Origin of the sequence: Serratia sp. AS12 (genome assembly GCF_000214195.1) — a bacterium.
GTDB lineage: Bacteria > Pseudomonadota > Gammaproteobacteria > Enterobacterales > Enterobacteriaceae > Serratia > Serratia plymuthica.
On the sequence record NC_015566.1, the window covers coordinates 2,539,971 to 2,564,674 of the forward strand.

The window sequence follows — 24,704 nt, forward strand, 5'->3', positions numbered from 1 at the left end:
ACTTTGTTGTGGTTATCTGTGCATCGCCTCACAAATTCCTCCCTTTACGAGCTGGCATCCCCTTTGCAATACCCACAGTGACCTCCGTAGCCCGACAAGGGCGTTAATCCACATAAGGAATCACTATGAGTCATTCACCTCACAACTTGCGCGTTGGCCTGATCGGTGCCGGCCGAATGGGCACTTTCCATGCGGAGTCATTGGCGCGGCGCGTGCCGGGCGCCGTTTTGGCCGCCGTGGCCGATCCGCTGCCGGGTGCAGCGCAGCGGTTGGCGGACAGGCTGGGCGTCAGCGCCTTTAGCGATTTGCAGAGCATGCTGGATGACAGCGAAATCGATGCGGTAGTCATTGCTTCCCCGGCGCGTACCCATGCGGAGTGGGTGATTGCCGCCGCCCAGGCAGGGAAGCACGTGTTTTGCGAAAAACCGATGGCCATCACGCTGGAAGAGGCGGATCGGGCCATCGCCGCCGCCAAACAGGCGGGCGTCGTGCTGCAAGTGGGGTTTAATCGCCGCTTTGTCAGCGGTTTTGCCGCCGCCATTGCCGCCGTGAAGGAGGGAGAGAATGGCGTTACCCAGCTTTCCCGATCGGTAACCCGCGATCCGCAGTTGCGCGATCCGGCGCCTATCCCCGCCTGGACCATTTTTTTGGAAACGCTGATCCACGATTTTGACACGCTGTTGCACTTCAACCCGGGTGCCAGGCCGGTTGAAGTATACGCGCTGGCGGATGCCCTGGTGCGCCCGGACTTCAAGGATAAAGGGTTACTGGACACCGCCGTGGTGACTATCCGCTTCGATAACGGCGCTATCGCCACCGCAGAAGCCAACTTCCAGGCGGTCTACGGCTATGACGTGCGCGGTGAGGTATTTGGTAGCAAAGGGATGTTGCAGGCGGGCAATATCAACCTGAATAACTGCGTGCGGTATCACGCCGGCGGCATCGCCATCGAAACCTCGCGTCAGGATACCGATCTGCTGCATGACGCTTATGTGGCGGAACTGACTGAATTCGCCCGCTGTGTCCAGCAGAGGGATACGCCACGCGCGACCGGACAGGATGCCCGCAATGCGCTGGAGATTGCATTGGCCTGCATCGAGTCGGTGAAGCAGGGCAAACCGATCTCGCTGGGGAGACAATAATGGCCGGATATCAGCTGTCTGTGTGCGCCGAGATGGTGTTTCTCGATCTGCCGTTTGTTGAACGCGTAGCGCGTATTCATGCGCTCGGCTTCGGCGTCGAGATCTGGAACTGGGAAAACAAAGATCTTGATGCGCTGATTGGCACTGGCGCGCGTTTTACTTCAATGACCGGTTATCTCGCCGGCAACCTGACCGACGACGAGGATATCGCCCAGCTGTTGCAAACGGCGGAACGGTCGCTCGCCATCGCACAGCGCTTGAACTGCCCCAGCCTGAATCTGCACGGCACCGGCCTGGATCCCAACGGCTTGCCGGTGAAGCCGGTGGAGGTGGTGACCGGTGCCATGTGGCTGAAGGCGGCCGATACCTTGGGCAAGCTGGCGCTTCTGGGGGAGCGCGCCGGTAAGGTGTTCACGCTGGAAAACCTCAACCTGGCGCGGGATCATCCGGGCACGCCCTTTGCCAGAGCCTGCGACACGCTGGCCTTGGTTGAGGCGGTCAACAGCCCTGGCCTGAAGATGAACCTCGACCTTTATCATGCGCAAATCGGCGAAGGCAATCTCATCGAGCTTATTCGCCGCTGCGGGCCGGCGATCGGCGAAATTCAGGTGGCCGACGTACCGGGCCGGCAACAACCGGGGACCGGTGAAATCAACTACCGTGCCATAGCCCGCACGTTGGACGAGATCGGCTACCGGGGCGTAGTGGCATTGGAGGGATGGGCATCCGATGACAGCACCGCGGCGCTGCAACAGTTCCGTGACCATTTCACTTTATAACCGCAGTAAACCCGGGCGGTGGTCTGTTGCCCGGGATGAAGAGTGATGCATTGATTTTAATAATAAATTTATCTCAACCTACAGGATGACATCATGAAAATCAGAAGCTTGCTGTTGATATTACTTAGCCTGTTTATGGCCTTTAACGTCCAGGCGAAAACTTATAAGGTCGGCGTCGCGTTGGCCAATTTCGATCTCAACTTCGTGTCCATTTTACGCTCGCAAATGGTGAGCGAGCTTAAGCAGTTGAACATGGACGGCCAGTTTGTCGATGCCAAAGGCGACGTGGCGCTGCAAGTGCAGCAGGTGGACGATTTTATCAACCTGGGGGTGGATGCCATTATCCTCAACCCGGTAGATACCCAGGGCGTGAAGCCGATGATGGATGCCGCCGAGCGCGCCAACATCCCGCTGATTTTCGTCAACCGCAAACCGGAAGTTAAGCTGGGTAATGCCATGGCGTATGTGGGTTCGGACTCGGCGGAGGGGGGCAAGTTGCAAATGGAGGCGCTGGCGAAACGGATGAATTATCGCGGCAACGTGGCGATCCTGATGGGGGCACTCTCTAACGAAGAGGCGCGTGAACGCACCCGCGCGGTGGAAGAGGTGATCGCCAAATATAAAGACATGAAGGTTCTGGAAAAGCAGACCGCCAAATGGCAGCGCAATGAAGCGGTGGATGTGGTGTCCGGGTGGTTGCTGAACGGCCGCCCGATTGACGCTATCGCCGCCAATAACGATGAAATGGCGATTGGCGCCATCATGGCGTTGAACCAGGCTAAAAACAAAAGCATCCTGGTGGCGGGCATTGACGGTACGCCGGACGGCCTGCAGTTTATTAAAAACGGGGGCATGGTGTTGACCATTTTCCAGGACGCCAAAGGACAGGCCACCGGGGCGGTGCAGGTCACCAAGGCATTGCTGGAAAAGCAAAAGACCGAGGCTTACAACTGGGTGCCTTATAAAACCATCACTCAGCAGAATCTGGCGGAGTTTGTGGCCGCCAATCAACAATAGCCGCAGGATCTGCGGCTATTGTCGGATGGCTTGATTACTCAGGCGACGGTGCGCGGGGTGCGCTTGGCCAGCATTCGCAGCGCCAGGCCGCCCGCCGATGCCAGCGTGGCCAGCAATACCACGCCCGGCCAACCGGCGCTTTCGAGGATTTTGCTGCCGAGAGCGGCACCGCTCGCCATACCGATAAACACCAGGGTAAACATAATGGCATTCAGACGGCTGCGGGCTGCCGGGTTGATGGCGTAAATAATGGTCTGGTGCGCCACCAGCGTCGCCTGGATACCGAGATCAAAACCTACCGCGCTCAGCGCGATGAGCGCCAGCTGTGCGGGCAGCGGAAGCCAGGGCAGCAGAAACATCAGGGCGAATGAACACACCACCATGGCGGCGCCGATTTTAGTGACATAGTCCGGCCCGTGACGATCGGCCAGCATGCCCGCCAGGGGGGCTGCCAACGCACCGGCCGCACCTGCCAGCCCAAAGGCACCGGCTACGGCGCTGCCAAGCTGATATTTTTCCGCCAGCATGACCGCCAGCGTCGACCAGAAAGCGCTGAATGCGACCGACAGCAAGCCCTGAGCCAACGCCGCACGCCGCAGTTCCGGGTAGTCGGCCCACAGTTTCCCCAATGAGCGCAGCAGCGCAGGGTAGCTCAGCGTGGTGTTGGGTTTAAAGCGCGGCAGCACTGCGCCGATCGTGAGGGTGATGACCAGCACCCCCAATGCCGCCAGCATATAAACGCTGCGCCAGCCGAAATATTCCGCCACCACGCCGCTGAACACGCGCGAGAGTAAAATGCCGGCCAGCAACCCGGTCATCACCGTGCCCACCGTCTTGCCCCGGTTGGCGTCCGAAGCGAGCGTGGCGGCCGCCGGGATAATGTCCTGCGCCACCGTAGCGGCTAAACCGATCGCCAGACTGCTGAGCAACAACAGCGGAAATGAAGAAGAAAAACCGCACATCAGCAGGGTGAGTGCCAGCAACACGCCCTTTATCCGAATGATCTGGCGGCGATCGTGACGGTCGCCCAGTGGAGCCAGCAGCAGGATGCCCAGCGCATAGCCTGCCTGGGTCAGCGTGGGTACCATGCCGGTATCGCTGACCCCGGCGTGGAACGTATCGCCCATGATGCTCAGCATTGGCTGGCTGTAGTAAATGGACGCCACGCTCAGACCGGCACCGGCGGCCAGCAGGAAAACGATTTTGGCGGAAAGCGCAGGGTCAGGCGCGGTGGTGGTGGCTGAAATCAGGCTCATGACGGTTATCCAGAACGAGTAAAGTGGGGCTATTCTTGCCAGTTTTCGGTGGAAACTGTAGCCCCCGCACAGGTAAAACTGTTATACGTAATACGTATGAATAAAAATCCATTTCCCAATGGCGACCGTATAGCCATGCTGCAAACTCTGGTGCGCATTGTCGACAGCGGTAGCCTCTCGGCTGCGGCTGCGCAAATGAACACCTCGCAGCCCACCATTAGCCGGCGTCTCCAGGTGCTGGAGCAACTGCTCGGCGTTAAATTAATCCAGCGTACGACTCACGCCATGAAGCTGACGGACGACGGCGAGCGTTGTTATCAGCATGCGCGCAAGCTGATTGATCACTGGCAAATCATGGAGGATGAACTGCGCGGCGTGCGCGATGAACCCGTGGGCGTATTGCGGGTACGCGCACCGCATGCCTTTGGCCAGGATCAGTTGATCGGGCCGCTGGGGGATTACCTGCAACGCTATCGTCAGACCAGCGTGGAGTGGACGCTCAACGATCATTCGCCCGATTTCATTCCGGAAGGCGTGGACTGCGCGATCCACGTCGGTGCGGTGACCGATCCCTCGGTGGTCGCGGTGCTGCTGGCGCAGGTGCCGCGCATTGTGGTGGCCGCGCCTGAACTGCTGGCGCGCCATACGCCGCTGGCGCAGATCGGCGATTTGGCGCAGTTGCCCTGGCTGGCGCTAAACAGTTTTTATCGCAATGAAGTGACGTTGACGCATACCGCCAGCGGCGAAGATTACCGTTTTGACATTGTCCCCAGGCTGAGTACCGACAGCCTTTATGCCGTGCGCAAGGCGGCGCTGAACGGCGTGGGGGTGGCCATGCTGTCATCCTGGGTGGTCAAACAGGATCTGGAGCAGGGGCTGCTTACCCCGTTGATGCCGGGCTGGCACGCCGCGCCCTTGCCGATTTATCTGCTTTACCCCTATGCCAGTTATTATCCGGCGCGGTTGCGTAAATTCCTCGAGTTGATGAAAGAAGTGATGCCACGCATCACCGGCGCACAGGCGCCAGTGCCGTGAGGGCGACGGCTTCGTGCTGCGTACAGCGGAATAGGTCGTCAGCGGAGCGATAAACAGCGTAAATGTAGAGTGTTGGCGGGCGGATTCAACCTGATTGGCGACGGTATCTGTTTGATAATCGAAGAACACCTACCGTCCATTTCACTCGAGAGAATCGCCCATGCACTTTACTCAAGCCATTGCCAGACTCCCTGCCGATAGCTGCGGCAGCGGCCAGACCACCGCTCAATTGGGCGCGCCGGATATCGCCGCCACCGGCCGTCAGTTTTTGGCCTATGTGGATACCTTGCTGCGCCTGGGCCTGAAAGTGACGGTGCTACCGGCGGCCCCGGCCTTCCCGGACGCCCACTTCGTGGAAGACACGGCGGTGGTCATGCCGGAGCTGGCCGTGATCACCCATCCGGGTGCGCCGAGCCGCCAGGGCGAGGTGGACACCATTGCGCCGCTGTTTGAAGGCGAGCGCCCGGTGGTACGGATGAGCCGGCGCGGCCACCTTGACGGCGGCGACGTGCTGCTGGTCGATCGTCAATTTTTTATTGGCCTGACGGCGCGCACCGATGAAGCCGGCATTGCCGAGTTTGCCGCTGCGGTAGAGCCGTATGGCTACCGGGTGACCGCCATTGAAGTCAGCGCCGGGCTGCACCTGAAATCCATCGTCAACTATGTTGGCCGCAACACCCTGTTGCTGACGGAAGACTACCAACGCCATCCTGCCTTTAGCGGTTTCAACGCCATCGTTATCCCGGAAACGGAGTCCTATGCCGGCAACACGCTGTGGATCAACGATACCTTGATTACCCCACGGGGTTACCCGCACACGCTGGCCCAAATCGAAAAATTGGGCATGCCCATCGTTCAGCTCGACACCAGCGAATTTAAAAAAATGGACGGCGGCCTGACCTGCCTGTCACTTCGTTTCTAGCGCTTTCTTGCACCGGGGATCTCAGCCATGAAAAAAACATTAGCGGTTCTACTGACCAGCCTGGCCCTGGGTGGCCCGGCGGCGGCCCAGTCTTTCGATACCATCAGCTTTGGCGTCGACGGCGGTTATCCGCCTTTTGACGTGCTTTCGCCCAGCGGCGAGATCACCGGTTTTGATATCGATATCGCCAATGCGCTGTGTACGCAGTTGCATGCCAAATGCGTTTTCGTCAAACAGCCTTTTGAAAGCATGATCGCAGCGCTCAATGCGCGTAAGTTCGATGCCATTATCGCTTCGCTGACCATCACCGAAGAGCGTAAAAAGGAAGTGGACTTTACCGATCGCTACTACCGCAGTTCGGCGCAGTTGGTGGCGCGCAAGGGCAGCCCGTTGCTGCCGGATGTCGCCAGCCTGAAAGGCAAAACGGTCGGCGTGCAGACCGGCTCCATTCATGAAACCTATGCGAAAAAGCATTGGGCCGGACAGGGCGTGAAGATCGTTTCTTACGCCAACCAGGACAATGTCTATCTGGATTTGATGTCCGGGCGGATTAATGCGTCGTTGCAGGACAATACCCAGGCGGCCAGCAGCTTTATCGATACCCCGCGCGGGCAGAAGTTTGCCTTCGCCGGCCCGGCGATTACGGACAGCAGCATCTCCTCTGACGTGGGCATCGCGGTGGGCAAAGACAACCCGGCACTGCGTGACGCGCTCAACGGCGCCATTAAGGCCATCCGTGCCGACGGCACCTATGACGCCATCCAGAAAAAATATTTCAGCTTCGACATTTACGGCGGCTAAACCGGCGCGCTGACGCCGGCTGGCCCGGTATCAAGTCAAGTATGGGAGGCCGGGAATGGTCATCGAGTATTTGCCGTTGCTGGCACACGGCGCGGCGCTGTCGCTGTGCGTGATGCTGGTTTCTCTGGCGGTGGCGCTGGCGCTCGGCCTGATCAATGCGCTGATCAAGCTGTTCGGCCCGCGCTGGCTGCGCTGGTTATCGACGGGTTACACCACGCTGGTGCGCGGCATTCCCGAACTGGTGATTATGCTGTTGCTGTTCTTTGGCGGCGAAATGCTGGTCAACGGCTTTCTTGGCCTGCTGGGGTTGGGGCCGCTGCGCTTCAACACCTTTATCTCCGGCGTGCTGGCGATTGGTTTCGTGTTTGGCGCTTACTACACGGAAACCTTTCGCGGCGCTTTTCTCACCGTTGAACGCGGGCAACTGGAAGCCGCAATGGCCTACGGTATGCGCCCAGGGCAGGTGTTTCGCCGCGTGTTGCTGCCGCAAATGCTGAGTTTCGCCATTCCCGGGATCAACAATAACTGGCTCGGCTTGATGAAAGCCTCGGCGCTGGTGTCGATCCTGGGGCTGGAGGACATGGTGTGGCTGGCGGAGCAGGCGGGGCGGGCAACGCAAAAACCCTTCCTGTTCTATTTCCTGGTAGCGTTGATCTATATGGTGATCACCGCGATCTCCAGTTGGGGCTTTAGCCTGCTGGCGTGCCGCTACGCTCTGGCTTCCTCGACCGCTGCAGGAGCACGCTGATGACTCTGCAAGATATGCTGGAAGTGACGCCCACTTTTTTGTGGAGCGACGGTTCGGATGTGACGGGGCTGGCGCTGACGGCCAAACTGTTTTTGCTGTCGGTGGTGCCGGGCATGCTATTGGCGGTGCTGATGGCGGTCGGCCAGGTGTATGGCCCGCGCCCGCTGTCCTGGTTAATCCGTTGCGTGACCTATTTTTTCCGCAGCACGCCGCTGTATCTGCAATTGATGCTGATTTACTACGGCCTGTCGCAGTTCGACGTGGTGCAGTTGGGCTGGCAGAACGATCAGCCTTTCTGGCTGCTGTTTCGTGACGCCACCTTTTGCGCCACGCTGGCGTTGGTGCTCAATACCAGCGCCTACGTCGCGGAGCTGTTGGCCGGCATGATGGGCACCTTTCCCAGGCAGGAGTGGGTCGCCGGGGAGGCGTTTGGCATGAGTCAGTGGCAGATAATTCGCCGGCTGGTGCTGCCGGCGACGTTACGGCGGGGTATTCCTGCACTGAATAACGAGATGGTCTTTCTGCTGCACGCCACGTCGCTGGCCAGCACGGTGACGCTGCTGGACATTACCGGGGTGGCGCGCGCTTTTTACGCCGCCACCTATTCGCCGTTTATTCCCTTCCTGATGGCGGCGGCGCTTTATCTGCTCTGCACCTTCCTGCTGATCTTCCTGTTTTCACGGGCAGAGCGGCGCTGGCTGGCCTTTATTCGCCGTGACTGAGGCGGTTCAGGATCGCTTGATGGATTGCAACTCGGTCAGGGTAACGATTTTATCCACCCGGAATTTTTTGCTGGTCAGCCAGGCGTCGGCCAGCAGCCGGTAGCTTTCCATGCTGCGGCAGCCGATGCGCACCAGAAAATCGAAACTGCCGCTGACCAGCCAGCAATCCAGCACCTCTGGGGTATTGCGCATTTCCTGCTCGAATGCGGGTTGGGAATGGCCATGATCGGCCAGCGCGATTTGCGCCTGTATCACAAAGGCATGCTCCGGTTCCGGCAGTTCGATAATGGCGCTGTAGCCCCGGATAATGCCGTCTCGCTCCAGCCCGCGTACCCGTTCCTGGCAGGGGCGAGCGGTCAGGTTGACCTGCTCGGAGAGCTTTTGATAGGAAATGCGGCCATCCCGGCACAGTATTTCAAGGATTTTTTTGTCGATTCGATCAAGCCGGGCTTTCTTTTCCACAGATAGGACGTCCAATGAAAAGTAAACATCATAAGTTACCTGAACATGCCCTGGGTGGGCAGCGCCAATTCACCAGTTTTCATTTCGGCCAGCCCGGCCAGGGCGAAAAGATTTACCTGCAGGCCGGTCTGCATGCCGACGAACTGCCGGGCATGCTGGTGCTGCATTATCTTAAAAGATTACTCAGCCAGGCGGAACGGCGCGGTGAACTGCAAAGTGAAATAATCATTGTCCCGGTCGCCAACCCGTTGGGGCTGGCGCAGGTGCTGCTCAACGGCGGCGTCGGGCGGTTTGATCTGGTCAGCGGCCGCAATTTCAACCGCGACTTTCCCGATCTGGCTCTGTTGCTGCACCAGGAGGCCTTTGCCTCGTCGGAGCCTGCCGTGTCGCAGGTACGCGCTGCGATGCGCGAAGCCTTGCACGCTATGCCGGACCACAGCGAGGTGGAAGCCCTGCGCCGGCAATTGCTGTTACTGGCCTGCGATGCCGATGTGGTGCTGGATCTGCATTGTGATGACCGTGCGATATTGCATATGTATGCCGACCCGGCCTGGCGCGAGCAGGCGGAAGACCTGGCACGCTGTATGGGGATCGGTGCGGTGCTGCTTTCGCAAGACAGCGGGGGCGGCTCATTTGACGAAGCCTGCGGGCTGCCGTGGCATCGGCTGGCGCAGCAGCATCCCGCGTTAAACCTGCAACCCGGCTGCATGGCGGTCACGCTGGAACTGCGCGGGCAACAGGATATCGGCCACGAACTGGCCGGCAACGATGCCGAACGTCTCTATCGTTATTTGCAGCACCGTGGCGCAATTGCGGGCGAGCCGCCGGCAATACCTCAGTTGGATGTCGCCATGTTGCCGTTTGCCGCAGGGGAGATTGTTACCGCGCCCGCCAGCGGCATTCTGCTGCCGTTGCGCCAGCCGGGTGAGTGGGTAGAGGCAGATGAGGCCGTGGCGGAAATCATTGACCCGATCACCGATACGGTAAAAGCGGTGCGTGCCCAGGCGGGCGGGCTAATCTATGCCAGCCGCCGCGTGCCCTTTGTCACCCTGGGGGCGGAAGTCATGAAGATCGCCGGTAAAACGCCCTATAAAGGCGGCGGTGGCCTGGCGTCGTAAGAAGAGGCTATTACTAGAGTCGTGCTGTTAGAAAAAAAGTAATAAATATGAAATGTGAGTGTCAAATAAATAGATTAGGATGTTTAAACTAATCAGGAATGTGACACTAATGGAGTATTTTATGAAAAGCTACTTATTACAAGGGAATGTGATTAAGTTGCTACGACTGAGCTACCCTCAGTATGAAGGAATAAAAGAAGAAACATGGCGGGCGCTAATAAAATCCGAATCAATTTTGCAGGATGGGATTACGGCAGGTCATAATTACGATGGGTTTGTGAGTGGTGTTAAGAAAATAATAAAAAACAATGATTTTTATGTGTTACAACATCGTTTGAGTCAATATGTTGATAATGACATATTCGCTAACGAGAACGATGACAGTCATAACGATTTTACGGTTTTTAGCTCTCTTGAAGTAAAGTTATTCGATATCGTAAAAGATGACGACAGTTTCAATAGATTCATTGAATATGCTGGCCGCTCATTAAATGAAAATAATATCATTCGAAACGTCAATGTCAGGACTGTACCTGAAGCGGACGGCAGTTATACAGAATTCTTGGATGTTGAGTTTTTATCGTTAGAGTTAGGGTTGCTAAGAACGTTTATATTAAATAAAAGCAAAGAAAATAAACTTTTGTGCGCAATTATCGCATCGGTTTTTTTGATGCACATTCATCCATTGAGTGATGGTAATGGGCGCGTATCTAGAATGTTGTTTAATGTGATTTTGGAGAGGGACGCAAAAAACTACATCCCGATAACAGAGTTATGTCATATAGCCAGAAGTGGATACGTTTTAAGTTTACGTGAAGCATTCTTATTTCTAGACTGGGAACCTATCATCATATTTTACTGTAAATGCATTGACCTCATTCATATGAGTTCAAGCGAATAATATATTTAGTGTGTGATTGTGAAATTGCATGCTACATATATTATTTGATTTGATAAAAGGAGGCTGTATGTTAACTGAAAAAGATCTTTTATTGATAAAAACAACAACTATGACAGATACGCAGGTCGATAAAATCGACCCGGTGTTGGGTTACAGAAGATTTAACAGATTCTAAACTTTTAAAAACATAACGGGGGCCCCCGTTATGTTTCATTGCCATGACGAAAGGAACCTAGATGAACAAGTTTTGGTTTATACTCAGGTACTTTAAACAGACTTCCGAGCTACCCGTCAAGATCAAGTTTTTCGTCATTATAGCGATTTCATTCTTCTCTACCATCTTGATTTCCATGCAACCGGTTATTATGGCGAGATTGGTTGGTGTAATTGACAGTAAACAGCTTGATTTTCCAGTTGTCATTTACTTGCTTGCGTTAAGCTACATTGTTGTTATGAGCTTGAGAAAATTGTCTTCAGCGTTAAATTTCATATTGCTAACTTCCTTGAAAAATAACCTTGTAATAAGCATGACGAATGATTATTTCAAAAGTTTATTTTATGATGACAATGCTATAAAGAGCAATGAAAATACAGGTGATGTCACACAGCGTCTGAATCAGGCTATAGATGAGTTGACTATCGTACTAAGAAATATTTCACATAACTTTATACCTCCCTTGCTGCAGTTGATATTCAGCATTATCATCATAATTGCCTCTGGGGACTATATTGTTGCTGCTCTTTTTATAATTTACTTTTCGATTTACTTTATTATCAAAAGAATTTTTAATCCTGGAATTGTAGAACTATACAATGATTTCTATACAACCTCAGTAAAAAAATACAGCCTCATCACCGATAGTGTAAAAAATATGGGGGCAGCTAAAGTATGTAATTCATATAATTATCTATTTGGTCGTTACGAGAAATTGCTAAACAATATCGAAACTAAACATGAGCGACTTTTAAAGGCAGATATGCGATTCCTGTTGATTGAGTCTGCTTGTAATATTGTTTTTTTTGGATCGTCATTTATCTACTCCCTGTATCAGACTGCGATTGGCAACATAAATATAAGCCATTTTATTATGATTTCATCCTATATATTATTATTGTCATCCCCTCTGGAAAATATTGGTTCAATGTACACTGCTCTACAAAAATCGACGATATCCCTGCATGGTTTTATACAATCGTTTTTTGGTATGACCAAGGGAGATAGTGTGGGCCAACCTTGGGCTGGGACTGTTGATTCGTTAAAAATGGTAAATGTGTTTTTTTCGTATGAAAATGCAGATGAATATATTATTAACAATCTCAATCTGGAAATTACAAAAGGGTGTTTTGTTACTCTGACTGGCAGCAGTGGCTCAGGAAAAAGTACCATTGCAAAACTCATGGCCGGCCAGATTGAAACCAATCGAGGAGATATCCTCATCAATGATAGAGACATTAATCATCTTTCGGCGGGGGAACGGGCGGATGTGATTTTTCATATATCGCAAAATGATTATGTTTTTATGGATACACTGCGATTCAATCTCAAAATCGCCTGTCCTGAAGCCACGGATGAGCAATTAACCCAGGCGTTGAACCTGGCCAGGCTCGACGATCTGGCGAGTGATAACAGTACGAATTTGCTGGATATCAATATTGGTGACAATGGCATGACGCTTTCAGGCGGTCAGCGTCAGCGGCTGTCTCTGGCGCGCTTATTTTTAAGGAACCCCAGAATTATTATTCTTGATGAAATCACCTCTGCACTTGATGTCATCAATGAGAGGGGGGTGATAGCAAATATTAAACGCAGTTATCCCCATGCAATGATATGTAACATCAGCCACCGGAGCTCTACTTTCGATTTTTCTGATGAAATTATAGTCATCGAAAAAGGTCGTATCGTCGATAGAGGTGATTTTGTTGCGTTAAAACGCACAAATACGTATATCCAATCGATCCTGCGTCAAGAGGCTATGAGAGTGGCGGGGTGATAGTAACACTCACCGCCGCATCGGTGGGTAATACCAGCCAGTTGGTGCGCCGCCGCCGTCTATAAGTCGATCGCTGCCGGTAACGAACCCGGCGTCCAGGTCAAGCAAAGTAAGCCGCCAAAATCGCTACCTCATCCAAACCCGAAACGACGAGCGATAGCTACCCCAATCCCGCCTGCGCCAATGATGGCCAATATTCATGTTGTCTACTCCAGAGAGGTCCAATAAGTTTCAACAGGCTAAAGGCTGGTGGCCTCACTGATTAGCCCATCAATGGATACATGAATAGCGGGAAAGATGGCTAGCCGACCACCGTCCATGTTAAATTCGCTTGTAGCCCCGTAGCGCCTGATGACAAAGAGAATTAAAAATGAAGATCGGTTATTTTTTCCCTATTGCGATTATTGTTGCGGCCTTGGTTCTGCTGACCCTGTTTATTGTCGGCGGCTACTCCACTCCGGGCGGTTGAGCGCCATCATGTAATCGATCGGGCCAGAGAAGTCAGTGTCTATGAGCACAGCAAAACCGCGCCGCCCGCATGGGCGATGGGTCTATTACATTTTGTATGAAGATATTCTGTGGCCTTGCCCCGTCAAGTGGGAGTGGGAAAGCAGTTACCATGCCTGGTTGCCTTTTTACTACTCGCCAACGCTCGAATTCGTTGCCGGCAATCCCGCCAAAGCGACAAAAATCACCAAAACCAAGACCAAGGTCTGAATCGGGTCGTTTGACTAATCCAAGCCCGTCTGGCTACCCTTAACCTGTCTCTGGCGCCTGCCCACACGTCCTCCGCCGCTAAGGAAGCATGACCATGCGTAACTTTTCTTGCCCGAACTGCGGGCAGCAGCTGTCGTTTGAAAATTCGCTGTGTTTGTCTTGCTCAAGCTCTTTGGGTTTCGATTTGCCTGGCCGGAGATTGGTGGCGATCGCGGCCCCTGGGCCTGCGGGCAGCGGTGACCCGGAACAAGGGCACCTGTGCGCCAATATGCATATTGCGCAGTGCAACTGGCTGGTGGCGCAAGAAGGGGATCTGTGTGCGTCGTGTCACCTGACCCAAACCCGGCCGGCGGATGATGATACGGAAGCGCTCCCGCTGTTTGCCGAAGCCGAAACGGCCAAGCGCCGCCTGATACTGGAGTTGACCGAACTGGGCCTGCCGATCGTCAGTAAAAATGACGATCCGAACAACGGGCTGATCTTCGAATTGCTTTCCAGTGAACGGCGCCAGGTGCTCACCGGCCATGCGAACGGCGTAATTACGCTGGATTTGGAGGAGGGGGATGACGTTCACCGCGAGCAGCGTCGTATTTCTATGGGGGAATCTTACCGTACGTTACTGGGTCACTTCCGTCATGAGGTGGGGCATTACTATTACAGCCTACTGATCATTCAGCCCGAACGCCGGCAGGCATTTATCGATCTGTTTGGCGACCCGGATGCGGATTACCAGCAAGCGCTGGATCGGCATTACCAGCAGGGTGCCCCAGAAGGTTGGCATGAATGTTACGTTTCCGCCTATGCCACCATGCACGCTGCGGAGGACTGGGCGGAAACCTTTGCTCATTATCTGCATATTCGCGACACCCTGGACACGGCAGCGGCTTACGGTTTTGCCGCGCCAGACGCCGCTTTCAATCATTCGGCTGAAACCCCGGATTTTGATCGCCTGATCGCGCAGTGGCTACCGGTCTCCTGGGCGCTGAATCAGCTCAATCGTTCGATGGGGCATGCCGATCTTTACCCCTTTGTGTTGCCGACACCGGTGCTGGAAAAAATGCGATTTATTCACCAGACCATTGCCGACGTGGATAAAAAGGGCACTGGACTGCCAGTGCCCTGATGCGTTGACTTAAAGCGACATATCCACCACCACGCGGCCGGTGATTTTGCCCTCACGCATGCGGCTGAAGATGTCGTTGATTTGCTCCAGCGGCTCTACCGAGATGGTTGCCGCGACTTTCTTACGGCCGGCAAAGTCCAGTGCCTCTTGCAGATCCTTGCGCGTACCGACAATCGAACCGCGCACCGTCGTGCCTTCCAGCACCATATTGAAGATTGAAAGGTCAAAACTGCCTGGCGGCAGGCCGTTCAATACCATGGTGCCGCCTCGTCGCATCACGGTGGTCGCCTGTTCAAATGCCTTTGGCGATACCGCCGTCACCAGCACGCCGTGCGCGCCACCGAACTCCTGATGGAAAAAGCGGCCAGGATCGACGTTTCGCGCGTTAGCTACCACCGAAGCGCCCAGACTTTTGGCGAAGGCCAGTTTGTCATCGTCAATATCGACCGCCGCCACGTTCAACCCCATAGCGGTGGCGTATTGGATCGCCAGATGCCCAAGACCGCCGATGCCGGAAATGACCACCCAGTCGCCGGCCTTGGTATTGGTCATTTTCAGCCCCTTATAGACGGTGACGCCGGCACAGAGGATCGGTGAGATAGACAGAAAATCGACGTTATCGGGCAGAATACCCACGTAATTGGCATCGGCCAGGCAGTATTCGGCAAAGCTGCCGTTAACCGAATAGCCCGAGTTTTGCTGGGAATGGCACAGCGTTTCCCAGCCGCCGAGACAGTGTTCACAGTGCCCGCAGGCAGAGTAAAGCCAGGGCACCCCTACGCGATCACCCTCTTTTACGTGGGTAACGCCGGCGCCCACCGCCACGACGTGACCGGAGCCCTCATGCCCAGGAATAAAAGGCGGGTTGGGTTTGATCGGCCAGTCACCGTCGGCTGCGTGCAGATCGGTATGGCACACCCCGGTGGCGGCAATCTTGACCAGGATTTTTCCGGGCGCGACCTCCGGGATCGGGACCTCTTTAATCACCAACGGTTGTCCAAACGCAGTCACCACAGCAGCTTTCATCGTTTTCATTTTCAGACCTCGAGAAGTTGTAGGGTTGGAACAGGGCAATCTTCAGTTAAAACAGGCCTTGCGGTTTGGCGTCATAACTCACCAACAGGTTTTTCACCTGCTGGTAATGCGACAGCGCCACCTTGTGCGTTTCGCGACCGACGCCGGAGTTTTTATACCCCCCGAAGGCGGCATGCGCCGGGTAGAGGTGATAGCAGTTGGTCCAGACTCGCCCGGCCTTGAGCGCGCGGCCCATGCGATAGGCGCGGTTGCTGTCACGGGTCCACAAGCCTGCGCCCAGCCCGAACTCGGTGTCGTTGGCCAGCGCCAGCGCTTCGGCTTCGTCTTTGAAGGTGGCGATGCCGATGACCGGCCCAAAGATCTCTTCACGGAAGAAGCGCATGCTGTTATTACCGGTGATGAGCGTTGGCTGGAGATAAAAACCTTGCTGCAACGTCTGTTCATGGTGGGTGCGCTCGCCGCCGGCGATGATTTTCCCGCCTTCGTTTTTGGCGATTTCGATGTAAGAGAGGATCTTGTCGAACTGCTGTTGGGACGCCTGCGCGCCGATCATGGTGTCGGTGTCAAACGGGTCGCCCTGACGAATGGCGGTGATGCGCGCCAGCACTTTCTCCATAAATTGCGGGTAGATAGACTCTTGGATCAACGCGCGTGAAGGGCAGGTACAGACTTCACCCTGATTGAAGAAGCCGAGGATCAGCCCCTCAACCGCCTTGTCGATAAACTCCGGTTCGGCCTGCATGATGTCTTCAAAGAAGATATTGGGTGATTTCCCGCCCAGCTCCACGGTACTGGGAATGATATTCTCCGCCGCGCAGGCCAGGATATGCCTGCCCACCGGGGTTGAGCCGGTAAAGGCGATTTTATCGATGCGCTTGCTGGTCGCCAGCGCCTCACCGGCCTCTTTGCCAAAGCCGTGAACCACATTGAGCACGCCCGGCGGCAGCAGATCGCCAATCAGCTCCAGCAGCACGCAAATGCTGAGCGGCGTCTGTTCTGCCGGCTTGAGCACCACGCAGTTACCGGCGGTCAGCGCCGGGGCCAGTTTCCAGGCCGCCATCAGGAGCGGGAAGTTCCAGGGGATAATCTGCCCAACTACGCCCAGCGGCTCGTAAATATGGTAGGCCACGGTGTTTTGATCAATCTCTGCAGCGGTGCCTTCCTGTGCGCGCAGGCAACCGGCGAAGTAGCGGAAATGATCGATCGCCAGCGGGATGTCCGCATTCAGCGTTTCGCGGATCGGCTTGCCGTTGTCCCAGCTTTCGGTCAGCGCCAACATTTCCAGCTGCGACTCCATGCGATCCGCGATGGCCAGCATCACGTTGGCGCGGTTTTGTGCGCTGGTGTTCCCCCAGGCCTCTGCGGCGGCGTGCGCCGCATCCAGCGCCCGCTCAATGTCCTGGGCGTCGGAGCGGGGGAACTCGGCGACAGTTTTCCCGGTTACCGGGGAGGTGTCGGTAAAGTAGTTACCGGAAACGGGTTCGACAAATTTGCCGCCAATGTAATTGCCGTAGCGTTGTTTGAAAGAAACCAGCGAGCCAGGCAAACCGGGATGGACATATTTCATGTTAAACACCTCTCAAAGAAACACGGGCTGTAGGAGGGGCACCAGATTGTGGCACCGTGCCTAAACATAAGCATTGCCTATGCCACATTGTTCCATTTTGTCGATGTTTGTTTTGAAAGCTATTTAATATCATTAAGTTAATAGCTATAAATATCTGCTGCCGGCAATAAAAGAGGTGATTTATCATTCATTTCTATTATTTTTTGTGTCCCATGTCGCAACGCATGAGACACATTCATGATACAAAAATGCAACACTTTTGCGCGGGAGAAAGGCATGTTGCATAAAGACCGGACAGCCGTAACGGGGTTCGCCTCCGACCATGAAAGCAGGCCTCTCCCCAGCCCACTGTCAGAGTCCTGGCAGCGCAGCCAGCACTACGGGCTGAGCCGGGCCGACGACCACGTTCCTTTTGTTCGGCCCGCCGTGCTGAATGAAGTGCGTGGGCAAAATGGCTGGGTAGCGCAACTGGCCCAGCCGCTGATCGCGCGTCTGGGGGGTGAAATCAACCGACAACCTTCCATCATTGTGGTGTCTGACGCCAGCGGGCTGGTGCTGGAGACCTGTGGCAATACCCATTTCTTGCGCAAGGCGTCGCGCATAGCGTTGGCACCGGGCAATCAGTGGGGGGAGCAAGAGCGCGGCACCAACGCGATCGGCACCGCGCTGGCACTGGGAGAGTTGTGCGAGGTGAATGGCGACGAGCATTTTCTCAATCAGAACGCGGGGCTTTATTGCTCCGCCGCACCGATTTTTCGGCCCGACGGGCAAATTGGCGGGGTACTGGATATTTCAACGCCGGTGCAACGCCCGTACGGTGATGCCCGGTCACTGATTCTGCAGGCGGTTCGGCACATTGAACATCAATGGGTGAAGAGCACCGTCACGGATCAACACTGGACGCTCAGCCTGCACAGCGATGCGCATACCCTCGGTACTGCGCACGAACTGATCCTGGTCTTCCGCGATGACGTTTTGACTGCCGCCAACCGGCTGGCGATGCAAGAATTTAACCTTTCACCGGAATCCTTTGGAGCGCTGGATTTCGCCACGCTGTTCCCGGAGATGTCGCGACAGACGCTGGATGCACCTTGCCAGACACGGGCGGCCAACCGTCGCCGTTATTACTCGCTGCTGGAGATGCCAGAGCGGCATTCGCATGTCGTCAGGCCCTTTGTTCAGCCTTTTGATCGGGATGGTGCAGACAAACAGAAAGCGTTGCGTATTTTGAACGCTGGCCTTGCGCTGTGCATTACCGGGGAAACCGGCTGCGGCAAGGAGCACTTCAGCCGGCGGCTGTTCCAGGAAAGCAAATGGCGGGAGGGCAACTTCGTGGCGATCAACTGTGCGGCGCTGCCTGAAAACCTGATCGAATCCGAGCTGTTTGGTTACGCGCCCGGCGCCTTTACCGGCGCCAATCCCAAAGGCTACGCCGGTAAAATCAGGGAGGCCGACGGCGGGGTGCTGTTCCTGGATGAGATTGGCGATATGCCGCTGAGTCTGCAAACGCGGTTGCTGCGCGTACTGCAGGAGAAAACCGTCACGCCGCTGGGCAGCCGCCATGCCTGTTCGGTAGATTTTACGCTGATCTGCGCCACCAACCGCAATCTGAACACCCTGGTGGCGGCGGGGGAATTCCGCGAGGATCTGCTGTACCGCATTCAGGAGTTCAGCCTGTGCATTTCACCGCTGCGGCAGCGGGCGCATGTCGATCGCTTCATTCTCAGCCTTTGGCATGAGCTGGGCGCCGATAAGCGTGGCATCAGGCTGGCGCCGGACACGCTGGCTGCGTTGGCTCGCTATTCGTGGCCCGGCAATGTACGGCAGCTATTGAGTACGCTGAAGGTGCTGCTGGCGTTGGCGGATGACGACAACCTGATTGCGCTTGAGGATCTGCCGGAACAGTTTAACGCGTTGCCGCCGCTTTGCGCGGAGGCCAACGCCGTTTCGCAAACCGAGCCGGAGGTGTTCGCCGCCATCAGAAATGCCAACGGCAACATCAGCCAGGCGGCCAAGTCGCTGGGCGTATCGCGCAGCACGCTTTATCGCAAAATGGAGAAAAAGCGCCTCAATGCAGATTGAATGATCTTACACGAGAAAACCAAGGTGCAATTAGCCCTTCAAATAACAGGTCACCAACAAGATTAATTCACGTTTTAGATCTGATGACGTTAATTGCCCACGCCGCGATGCATCATGCACGACGCCTTCAATTGCAGAAGCCAGCACTTGGCTGGCGACTTGCGCTCGTTCTGAACCCAAATGATTGGCAGTAAAGGTAGCGTAATACTCAGCATAGCGACGTTCAAAGTCATGATGTGCGTCACGCCCGGAGAGCGGCACTTCATCAAGCAAAACGCGGTGCAAACGCGGATTAATTAAATGCGCGGCGATGATGCCATCAATCATTCGTTCAACCTCCGCCATCAATGAGTCAGCCTGCGTAGCCTCGTTAGCGGTTTCAAAAACCATCAATATCGACGCGAGGTGTTGTTTGCGTATCGCTTCCGCCAGAGCCAATTTATTGGGGAAATACTGATAAAGCGAACCAATACTGACCCCGGCAATGCGAGCCACTTCATTGGTATTAAATTTTGCCCATCCATTTTCAGCCAATAAGCGAGTAGCCACATCCAGAATGATGCCGACCAAAAATCGTGAACGGCTTTGCTGCGGCATTTTACGCATGCTTCGTGCCGTATCTGGAACACGAGTATTCACGTGAGGGCTCTCCGATTGATAATGCGAGTATTAACTCACATATCAACAGGGAAATAAAATGGTCTTTGCAACTCAGCGCAACAGGAAAATCAATCTGCTTAAACGCTCTTCTGGCATGCCAGGGCCCGATAACTTTGAGATTATTGAGCATCCTGATATCGCCTGTGGCGAGAATGAGATATTGGTTCGCAATTGCTGGTTTCGGGTCTCAATATCTACCCGCCTGATGATGAGTGAAGAAGCCGAAAGTGTAAAAGGCATTCCGTTTCCACCCATCAACATTGGCGATACGCTGGCAGATGCGGCAATTGGCGAGATTGTGTCTGCGCCTGCTGCAAGCGGTTTGCAACCGGGCGAGTTCGTGCTTCATCCGTTTGGCTGGCGAGAATATGCCGCTGTCGACGTAGATCTCTGCACTCGATTAGGCAACGAGCTGCTTAATCCTGCCGCCTATCTGGGGCATGGCTGGACGGCATATGCGGCTTTGACGCGTGCGACGCAGGTTAAACCTGACGATGTGGTTTTTGTTTCGAGCGGAGCGGGCGCGATTGGCTCCATGGCGGGACAAATTGCCCGTAAACTGGGTGCCAAACGGGTCATTGGCAGTACTGGAACGCCTGAAAAAGCTTCATGGATGAAGCGGGAATTGGGTTACGACGAGGTCATCATTCGCGGTGACGGCACTATCAGCGACCAATTGCACCGCTATGCGCCCGACGGCATTGACATATTTATTGATATCGTAGGCGGTGAGCAATTGGAAGCCGCGGTTTCTCACACTCGGGAAGGTGCGAGGATTGTCCTGCTTGGGGCGCTATCGGCCGAACTTGCAGGTGCAAAGTCGACCAAATATGCTCCTGTCGAAATAGACGCTTTCGCTATTATCGTCAAGGGCGTTAGGATACGCGGATACAGCGCTGACGAAAATCCGGAAGTATTTGCTGAATGGCTTTCCTGTCTATCACAACCTTCATGGGCGGACCTCAAATTTCCTGTGACCCGGTTTAAAGGACTGGAATCGGCACCGTTGGCACTGAAAGAGACGTGTTCCGGCAAGGCACGCGGTCTGGTACTCGTTGCGCTTTAAACAATCTTTAAGGGCGCCGGCGGTAAGAGCCGGCGCCTTGAAAGCAGGAAGATCAGTCCCCCAGCCCCAGCGGATTGATTTCAGAATGTTCGATTTTCTCGTCGCTTTCCGCCCAGCGATCCAACACTTTCAGGTAGCTGCCGTTGGCGATGGCGCTGTTGAGCGAAGCCTGCACGGCATCGACCAGGCCGTTCCCCTTTTTCAACGTCACGGCGATGTTGGCGCTGCGCGGCCAGCCGCCAGGCACTATGCCGACCAGCTTGGTTTTACCGTTTAATTTAGCCTGATAGGCGCCGGCTACGTTCGGCCCGAACGTTGCCTCGGCCCGGCCGGATTGGATCGCCAGCGTTGAGGCCGCTTTATCGGTGACGTAGATCGGCTGGAGAGCGGGCAGCCCTTTGGCCTGATTCTCTTTATCCCATGCCAGCAACACTGCCTCCTGATTGGTGCCGGAGTCGACGATGATCTTTTTGCCGGCGATATCCGGTGCGGATTTTATCGAGGTGATTTTACTGTCGGCCTTCACGTAGAAGCCCAGCGTGTCCTGGCGATAAGTGGCAAAGTCGAATTTGGTTTTACGCTCATGGGTGACGGTGATGTTATAAATTGCCGCGTCGTATTTCCCTGAGGTCACCCCCAGCGGCCAGTCTTCCCAGGATGTCGGCACCAGTTTGAGTTTTAGCCCAAGCCCATCGGCGACTAGCCGGGCAATATCCGACTCGCTGCCAATCACCGTTTTATTGTCGCGGGCGTACAGCCCGAACGGCGGGGCGCTACCCAATATCGATACGGCAACGGTTAGCGTACCCGGCTCCACGAATTTAAATCCCGCCGGGATCTTGGCTACGGCCTCTGGGCTTTTAACCGTGTTTATCGGGGTTTCATTGGCGATCAGATCAATTCCCGGTGCGGCATTGGCGATGAAGGACATGCTCAGGAGTGCCGCCGCTGCGGTTAATTTAGCGCTATACATCATGATTATTACCTGCATTATTATGTTGTTGAGGCGGTCTGCTCACTATCCTCGAAGCCGCTAAATCTGTGAACGAACAAAATTAACTAACTAATTTTAGAAAAATCGGGTTGCGCCTGAATGATGAGGCGTTAGTGGGTTCCGATTGGGAAACGGAAGATATTGTTGAGGGCAGTTTGGATATCGAAAATTATTGTACGTTAATCCTATTTTTCAACCACAATCCGTCGAGGGTATATGACTCAATCTCTGATGTATGAAATCAATGAGCGCTCTTGTTTTAGCGGGCAGGTAACGCCGATCTGAATAAAGTGCGAACAATTGCAATGGGGCTGCCGATTGTTCAAACTTAACCTCGATTAACCGTCCATCGCTAATGTAGGGTTGGCAGGCTTGTTTCGATAGAATTGCAAAACCGACACCGGATACCGCAGCTCGTCCTGCCATCTCTCCGCTGTTTACCCGATAATGCCCTTTAACCTTAATGGTCTCGAATCCCCCCTTTTTATTGACAAACTGCCAGGGAGCACCTTTCAGTGCACTTACCGTTGTAATACAGGGTAATTCTTCAAGTTGCTGAATATGAGAAGGGGTGCCATAACGCTGAATGACGGAGGGGGCTGCAACAATGGTGCAAGGGATAGTCACCAGATGACGGGCTATGTAGTCACTGTCATCCATCTGACCACGGGTAATAATGATAGCTAAATCCAGATCATCTCGCAGGGATTCGAAACCTGACAAATTTGTGACACAACTGATCTCCAGGTCCGGGTACTGACAGGCGAAATCGGCAATAACAGAACCCAGCAATGCAGGACCTATTTCATTGGGAATACAGATGCGTAATGGACCCTTGAGTTGCATTTGGCGCAACGTTAATTCTGTCTCGGTTTGCTCAAGCGCCTCCAGTAATGGCTTCGCTCGGGTATAGAGTAAGTGCCCAGCCTGGGTGAGTTTCATATGTCGGGTACTGCGCTCAATGAGCTGAAGATTCAGTTTTTCTTCTAACTGAGAAATACAACGACTCACATTTGATGTCGGCATTTCAAGGACTTTCGATGCCCCAACAAAACTTTCTCTTTCAACCACAGCAATGAACACTTTCAGGGTATTAAAATCAAGAGCCGAACGCATCAACTATCCCATATATGATAATAATAAGTGCCATTTTTACCATGTAATGAACACCATTGATAGCGGTTAAACTCGGATATCTTTCATCCATAGGTTGCTTGCTATGCCACTGGTCACACAGACGTTTAATCATAAAGCCCTCATGCGGATAGCCATTGCAATGGCTTTTATCCAGTTCACCAATGCGCTGGAATATATGATGTTCAACCCTGTTTTTGCTTTTATGGCAGCAGATTTCGCAGTTCCCGTATCATTCTCAGGCTATGTGTCCGGTATGTACACCTCTGGTGCAGTCCTTTCGGGAGTTATCGCCTTTTACTGGATTGGTCGTTTCAATAAGAAACGTTTTTTAATCGCCAATATGGCACTATTAGGCCTGCTGACATTTTTGACTACGTTCACCTCCAGTTTTAGTCTTCTGCTTACACTACGATTCTGCGCAGGGTTGGTTGGAGGGACGACAATGGGTGTGGGTATAAGCATATTGATAAACAACGCGCCGACTAACTTGCGCGGAAAAATGTTGGCGACGGTGATTGCGTCATTTTCGGTGGTAAGCATTGCAGGAATGCCCACTATATTATTTTTGTGCACAAATTATGGTTGGCATGTTGCTTTGTGGTTAATAAGTACACTTTGTTTGTTGGCATTGCCACTGATTGTATCCATCATCCCCCAAGACCCCGTCTCTCTCGAGAGGCTCCGTCCGCAGCCTCTCGATGTGGATACCTTACTGTTCGCCTCCTGTAATGCGCTTGTACAGTTTAGTCCAATGCTGGTCATTCCTATACTGGTACCATTAATGACCCAGCAGTTGGGCGCTTCGCAAGACTTGTTGCCTTGGCTGTTCTTCGGTGGGGGGGTTACTGGTTACCTGTCTACAAAAATTACAGGCGTGTTAACCACCCGTTTTTCTGCTTTGATTCTGGCTACAGGTTCAACCATAGTCTTTATACTGAGTTTGCTAATACCCATCCTGGGCTATCAGCATGCAGCGTTATTTATTACTTTATTTCTCGGTGCATCTTACAGTCGTCTGGTTTCATCTTCAGCGGTTACGATTCAGTTTCCTGATGATAGGCAACGAGCTGGATTCTCTTCATTGCAGACATCAATCATGTATCTGATTACAACCGTCGCATTTTTCCTTTCCGCTTTTCTATTACCTGATCATGGCATAGCACCACAAAATGTGAACAGGTTGCTGGCGATATGTGCAATTTCCGCATCAGGGTTCCCAATTATCGTTATCATTCTGCAAAAGAAACTGGCTAAACGTGTTCATCTGTCAGCAATGTCACCCTAACCACTATTTGTTTGCTAATCGGTACTGCGCCTGTATTCGACATATCTGGGAGGGGCGGTAACCTGTAGCTTCCGCAGTTTCCCGGATACTGAGTTTTTTTACCTGTCGGTAGTACAGAACTTTCTGAAGCGACCTGGAAATCAG

24 protein-coding genes and 1 pseudogene are annotated in these 24,704 nt (G+C 53.9%); 17 read left to right on the top strand and 8 right to left on the bottom strand.

Annotated features, from left to right (window positions below):
- The first annotated feature begins 125 nt into the window (after positions 1 to 125).
- The 3 genes from SERAS12_RS11890 to SERAS12_RS11900 all read left to right on the top strand — a co-directional run bounded on the left by SERAS12_RS11890 (position 126) and on the right by SERAS12_RS11900 (position 2,938).
- Positions 126 to 1,142, top strand: a complete 1,017-nt coding sequence (locus SERAS12_RS11890) for a Gfo/Idh/MocA family oxidoreductase (protein ID WP_013812883.1) — start codon at positions 126 to 128, stop codon at positions 1,140 to 1,142.
- Positions 1,142 to 1,921 (top strand): TIM barrel protein, encoded by a 780-nt coding sequence (locus SERAS12_RS11895; protein ID WP_013812884.1) that lies wholly within the window; start codon positions 1,142 to 1,144, stop codon positions 1,919 to 1,921. The genes SERAS12_RS11890 and SERAS12_RS11895 overlap by 1 nt, the downstream gene beginning before the upstream one ends.
- A gap of 93 nt (positions 1,922 to 2,014) precedes the next feature.
- Positions 2,015 to 2,938: a substrate-binding domain-containing protein gene (locus SERAS12_RS11900; protein WP_013812885.1), complete on the top strand. Its 924-nt coding sequence runs from the start codon at positions 2,015 to 2,017 to the stop codon at positions 2,936 to 2,938.
- 38 nt (positions 2,939 to 2,976) lie between these two features.
- Here the strand turns inward: SERAS12_RS11900 and SERAS12_RS11905 are convergent, their stop codons facing one another.
- On the bottom strand, positions 2,977 to 4,194 hold the full coding sequence (locus tag SERAS12_RS11905) for an MFS transporter (protein ID WP_013812886.1): 1,218 nt from the start codon (positions 4,192 to 4,194) through the stop codon (positions 2,977 to 2,979).
- 96 nt (positions 4,195 to 4,290) lie between these two features.
- Between SERAS12_RS11905 and SERAS12_RS11910 the strand changes: the two genes are divergently transcribed.
- From SERAS12_RS11910 to SERAS12_RS11930, 5 genes are all read left to right on the top strand, one after another.
- On the top strand, positions 4,291 to 5,229 hold the full coding sequence (locus SERAS12_RS11910; protein ID WP_013812887.1) for a LysR family transcriptional regulator: 939 nt from the start codon (positions 4,291 to 4,293) through the stop codon (positions 5,227 to 5,229).
- Positions 5,230 to 5,389: 160 nt separating this feature from the next.
- The gene (locus tag SERAS12_RS11915; protein ID WP_013812888.1) at positions 5,390 to 6,151 is read left to right on the top strand and encodes a dimethylarginine dimethylaminohydrolase family protein; all 762 of its coding nucleotides are present in this window, start codon (positions 5,390 to 5,392) and stop codon (positions 6,149 to 6,151) included.
- 27 nt (positions 6,152 to 6,178) lie between these two features.
- A complete protein-coding gene (locus SERAS12_RS11920; RefSeq protein ID WP_013812889.1) occupies positions 6,179 to 6,952 on the top strand; it encodes an ABC transporter substrate-binding protein in 774 nt (257 codons plus the stop codon).
- A gap of 55 nt (positions 6,953 to 7,007) precedes the next feature.
- Positions 7,008 to 7,700: an ABC transporter permease gene (locus SERAS12_RS11925; protein ID WP_013812890.1), complete on the top strand. Its 693-nt coding sequence runs from the start codon at positions 7,008 to 7,010 to the stop codon at positions 7,698 to 7,700.
- Positions 7,700 to 8,422, top strand: a complete 723-nt coding sequence (locus tag SERAS12_RS11930) for an ABC transporter permease (protein WP_004944439.1) — start codon at positions 7,700 to 7,702, stop codon at positions 8,420 to 8,422. Before SERAS12_RS11925 ends, SERAS12_RS11930 begins: the two co-directional genes overlap by 1 nt.
- A gap of 6 nt (positions 8,423 to 8,428) precedes the next feature.
- Here the strand turns inward: SERAS12_RS11930 and SERAS12_RS11935 are convergent, their stop codons facing one another.
- On the bottom strand, positions 8,429 to 8,884 hold the full coding sequence (locus tag SERAS12_RS11935) for an Lrp/AsnC family transcriptional regulator (protein WP_004944442.1): 456 nt from the start codon (positions 8,882 to 8,884) through the stop codon (positions 8,429 to 8,431).
- A 14-nt stretch (positions 8,885 to 8,898) separates the two neighbouring features.
- Here SERAS12_RS11935 and SERAS12_RS11940 point away from each other — a divergent pair, with 14 nt between their 5' ends.
- The 6 genes from SERAS12_RS11940 (at position 8,899) to SERAS12_RS11965 (ending at position 14,734) form a co-directional block, all read left to right on the top strand.
- Entirely contained in the window at positions 8,899 to 10,002 is a 1,104-nt protein-coding gene (locus SERAS12_RS11940) for a succinylglutamate desuccinylase/aspartoacylase family protein (protein ID WP_013812891.1), read from the top strand.
- Positions 10,003 to 10,123: 121 nt separating this feature from the next.
- Positions 10,124 to 10,903 (top strand): Fic family protein, encoded by a 780-nt coding sequence (locus SERAS12_RS11945; RefSeq protein WP_013812892.1) that lies wholly within the window; start codon positions 10,124 to 10,126, stop codon positions 10,901 to 10,903.
- A 236-nt stretch (positions 10,904 to 11,139) separates the two neighbouring features.
- On the top strand, positions 11,140 to 12,894 hold the full coding sequence (locus SERAS12_RS11950; RefSeq protein ID WP_013812894.1) for an ATP-binding cassette domain-containing protein: 1,755 nt from the start codon (positions 11,140 to 11,142) through the stop codon (positions 12,892 to 12,894).
- 370 nt (positions 12,895 to 13,264) lie between these two features.
- Complete coding sequence (locus SERAS12_RS26230; protein ID WP_013812895.1) at positions 13,265 to 13,363, top strand: YoaK family small membrane protein; 99 nt, start codon at positions 13,265 to 13,267, stop codon at positions 13,361 to 13,363.
- A 41-nt stretch (positions 13,364 to 13,404) separates the two neighbouring features.
- Positions 13,405 to 13,611, top strand: coding sequence for a hypothetical protein (locus tag SERAS12_RS11960; RefSeq protein WP_013812896.1), 207 nt, complete (start codon positions 13,405 to 13,407; stop codon positions 13,609 to 13,611).
- Between the two features lie 94 nt (positions 13,612 to 13,705).
- The gene (locus SERAS12_RS11965; protein WP_013812897.1) at positions 13,706 to 14,734 is read left to right on the top strand and encodes a putative zinc-binding metallopeptidase; all 1,029 of its coding nucleotides are present in this window, start codon (positions 13,706 to 13,708) and stop codon (positions 14,732 to 14,734) included.
- A 9-nt stretch (positions 14,735 to 14,743) separates the two neighbouring features.
- Here SERAS12_RS11965 and adhP read toward each other — a convergent pair whose 3' ends face one another.
- Together adhP and SERAS12_RS11975 are read right to left on the bottom strand one after the other, a co-directional pair.
- Positions 14,744 to 15,769 (bottom strand): alcohol dehydrogenase AdhP, encoded by a 1,026-nt coding sequence (gene adhP, locus SERAS12_RS11970; protein WP_013812898.1) that lies wholly within the window; start codon positions 15,767 to 15,769, stop codon positions 14,744 to 14,746.
- Positions 15,770 to 15,815: 46 nt separating this feature from the next.
- Complete coding sequence (locus tag SERAS12_RS11975; RefSeq protein ID WP_013812899.1) at positions 15,816 to 17,336, bottom strand: aldehyde dehydrogenase family protein; 1,521 nt, start codon at positions 17,334 to 17,336, stop codon at positions 15,816 to 15,818.
- 276 nt (positions 17,337 to 17,612) lie between these two features.
- Here SERAS12_RS11975 and SERAS12_RS11980 point away from each other — a divergent pair, with 276 nt between their 5' ends.
- On the top strand, positions 17,613 to 19,418 hold the full coding sequence (locus SERAS12_RS11980) for a sigma-54-dependent Fis family transcriptional regulator (protein ID WP_013812900.1): 1,806 nt from the start codon (positions 17,613 to 17,615) through the stop codon (positions 19,416 to 19,418).
- Between the two features lie 30 nt (positions 19,419 to 19,448).
- Here the strand turns inward: SERAS12_RS11980 and SERAS12_RS11985 are convergent, their stop codons facing one another.
- Positions 19,449 to 20,024, bottom strand: coding sequence for a TetR/AcrR family transcriptional regulator (locus SERAS12_RS11985; protein WP_041416105.1), 576 nt, complete (start codon positions 20,022 to 20,024; stop codon positions 19,449 to 19,451).
- Between the two features lie 91 nt (positions 20,025 to 20,115).
- Here SERAS12_RS11985 and SERAS12_RS11990 point away from each other — a divergent pair, with 91 nt between their 5' ends.
- Entirely contained in the window at positions 20,116 to 21,144 is a 1,029-nt protein-coding gene (locus SERAS12_RS11990) for an NADP-dependent oxidoreductase (protein ID WP_013812902.1), read from the top strand.
- A gap of 52 nt (positions 21,145 to 21,196) precedes the next feature.
- Here the strand turns inward: SERAS12_RS11990 and SERAS12_RS11995 are convergent, their stop codons facing one another.
- Both SERAS12_RS11995 and SERAS12_RS12000 read right to left on the bottom strand, forming a co-directional pair.
- The gene (locus SERAS12_RS11995; protein WP_013812903.1) at positions 21,197 to 22,120 is read right to left on the bottom strand and encodes an ABC transporter substrate-binding protein; all 924 of its coding nucleotides are present in this window, start codon (positions 22,118 to 22,120) and stop codon (positions 21,197 to 21,199) included.
- A 210-nt stretch (positions 22,121 to 22,330) separates the two neighbouring features.
- Positions 22,331 to 23,254, bottom strand: coding sequence for a LysR family transcriptional regulator (locus SERAS12_RS12000; RefSeq protein ID WP_013812904.1), 924 nt, complete (start codon positions 23,252 to 23,254; stop codon positions 22,331 to 22,333).
- A gap of 103 nt (positions 23,255 to 23,357) precedes the next feature.
- Between SERAS12_RS12000 and SERAS12_RS12005 the strand changes: the two genes are divergently transcribed.
- Positions 23,358 to 24,560: an MFS transporter gene (locus tag SERAS12_RS12005; protein WP_013812906.1), complete on the top strand. Its 1,203-nt coding sequence runs from the start codon at positions 23,358 to 23,360 to the stop codon at positions 24,558 to 24,560.
- Between the two features lie 3 nt (positions 24,561 to 24,563).
- Here SERAS12_RS12005 and SERAS12_RS26540 read toward each other — a convergent pair.
- Positions 24,564 to 24,686 (bottom strand): annotated as a pseudogene (locus tag SERAS12_RS26540) (resolvase); the annotation flags it as partial.
- Positions 24,687 to 24,704 lie beyond the last annotated feature (18 nt).

Bases quoted from the DNA above. Each gene is read 5' to 3' on its own strand.
- SERAS12_RS11975 (WP_013812899.1), bottom strand. From the start codon at position 17,336: ATGAAATATGTCCATCCCGGTTTGCCTGGCTCGCTGGTTTCTTTCAAA.
- SERAS12_RS11960 (WP_013812896.1), top strand. From the start codon at position 13,405: ATGAGCACAGCAAAACCGCGCCGCCCGCATGGGCGATGGGTCTATTAC.
- SERAS12_RS11990 (WP_013812902.1), top strand. From the start codon at position 20,116: ATGGTCTTTGCAACTCAGCGCAACAGGAAAATCAATCTGCTTAAACGC.
- SERAS12_RS11905 (WP_013812886.1), bottom strand. From the start codon at position 4,194: ATGAGCCTGATTTCAGCCACCACCACCGCGCCTGACCCTGCGCTTTCC.
- SERAS12_RS11900 (WP_013812885.1), top strand. From the start codon at position 2,015: ATGAAAATCAGAAGCTTGCTGTTGATATTACTTAGCCTGTTTATGGCC.
- SERAS12_RS11930 (WP_004944439.1), top strand. From the start codon at position 7,700: ATGACTCTGCAAGATATGCTGGAAGTGACGCCCACTTTTTTGTGGAGC.
- SERAS12_RS11890 (WP_013812883.1), top strand. From the start codon at position 126: ATGAGTCATTCACCTCACAACTTGCGCGTTGGCCTGATCGGTGCCGGC.
- adhP (WP_013812898.1), bottom strand. From the start codon at position 15,769: ATGAAAACGATGAAAGCTGCTGTGGTGACTGCGTTTGGACAACCGTTG.
- SERAS12_RS11950 (WP_013812894.1), top strand. From the start codon at position 11,140: ATGAACAAGTTTTGGTTTATACTCAGGTACTTTAAACAGACTTCCGAG.
- SERAS12_RS12005 (WP_013812906.1), top strand. From the start codon at position 23,358: ATGCCACTGGTCACACAGACGTTTAATCATAAAGCCCTCATGCGGATA.
- SERAS12_RS11920 (WP_013812889.1), top strand. From the start codon at position 6,179: ATGAAAAAAACATTAGCGGTTCTACTGACCAGCCTGGCCCTGGGTGGC.
- SERAS12_RS12000 (WP_013812904.1), bottom strand. From the start codon at position 23,254: ATGCGTTCGGCTCTTGATTTTAATACCCTGAAAGTGTTCATTGCTGTG.
- SERAS12_RS11895 (WP_013812884.1), top strand. From the start codon at position 1,142: ATGGCCGGATATCAGCTGTCTGTGTGCGCCGAGATGGTGTTTCTCGAT.
- SERAS12_RS26230 (WP_013812895.1), top strand. From the start codon at position 13,265: ATGAAGATCGGTTATTTTTTCCCTATTGCGATTATTGTTGCGGCCTTG.
- SERAS12_RS11995 (WP_013812903.1), bottom strand. From the start codon at position 22,120: ATGATGTATAGCGCTAAATTAACCGCAGCGGCGGCACTCCTGAGCATG.
- SERAS12_RS11910 (WP_013812887.1), top strand. From the start codon at position 4,291: ATGAATAAAAATCCATTTCCCAATGGCGACCGTATAGCCATGCTGCAA.
- SERAS12_RS11925 (WP_013812890.1), top strand. From the start codon at position 7,008: ATGGTCATCGAGTATTTGCCGTTGCTGGCACACGGCGCGGCGCTGTCG.
- SERAS12_RS11915 (WP_013812888.1), top strand. From the start codon at position 5,390: ATGCACTTTACTCAAGCCATTGCCAGACTCCCTGCCGATAGCTGCGGC.
- SERAS12_RS11945 (WP_013812892.1), top strand. From the start codon at position 10,124: ATGAAAAGCTACTTATTACAAGGGAATGTGATTAAGTTGCTACGACTG.
- SERAS12_RS11980 (WP_013812900.1), top strand. From the start codon at position 17,613: ATGTTGCATAAAGACCGGACAGCCGTAACGGGGTTCGCCTCCGACCAT.
- SERAS12_RS11965 (WP_013812897.1), top strand. From the start codon at position 13,706: ATGCGTAACTTTTCTTGCCCGAACTGCGGGCAGCAGCTGTCGTTTGAA.
- SERAS12_RS11940 (WP_013812891.1), top strand. From the start codon at position 8,899: ATGAAAAGTAAACATCATAAGTTACCTGAACATGCCCTGGGTGGGCAG.
- SERAS12_RS11985 (WP_041416105.1), bottom strand. From the start codon at position 20,024: ATGCGTAAAATGCCGCAGCAAAGCCGTTCACGATTTTTGGTCGGCATC.